Genomic DNA, 430 nt, shown 5'->3' with positions numbered 1-430 from the left:
AAAACAGATGGTAGCGGAGGAGGGATTTGAACCCCCGACACAAGGATTATGATTCCTCTGCTCTGACCTACTGAGCTACTCCGCCACTGGTCAACGATACCCGCTCGCGAAGCGATGCCGGTTCGTGGGATGAGCGGCTTATAAGGTGCGCTTCGGCTTTGTGTCAAGCGCATGATCGAGAAAAACGGTGGGCGTTGCCGGCCGTCGTTACCTATGGGTTTCAGGCAGCGACGGGGCTGGCCAGAAGGGCCTTCAGGCAGGCTTCGGCCGAAGGTTCGCGCTCGGAGCGTTCGATGAAGCCGCCACCGAAGACGCGGGCGTTGTCGCCGGGCGCGGAATAAAGCGCGCAGGCCTGGCCGGGCGCGATGCCCGCCTCGCCGACCGTCAGGTCGACGTAGGTGCCGGTTGCATTGACATGCAGCACGGCAGG

The 430-nt window shown here is 62.6% G+C and carries 1 protein-coding gene and 1 tRNA gene; both read right to left on the bottom strand.

The genetic code is table 11. The features are described from left to right. Positions 1-8: 8 nt before the first annotated feature. Positions 9-85: transfer RNA gene (locus FY112_RS00055), tRNA-Met, on the bottom strand. A gap of 135 nt (positions 86-220) precedes the next feature. Beyond that, positions 221-430, bottom strand: a 210-nt coding sequence (locus FY112_RS00050; protein WP_348642710.1) for an aminomethyltransferase beta-barrel domain-containing protein, incomplete at its 5' end; no start/stop codon positions are given.

This window comes from Rhizobium sp. PEPV16, assembly GCF_008919455.1.
Taxonomy (GTDB): Bacteria; Pseudomonadota; Alphaproteobacteria; order Rhizobiales; family Rhizobiaceae; genus Rhizobium; species Rhizobium leguminosarum_Q.
This window is presented reverse-complemented; position numbering and strand designations above follow the sequence as displayed.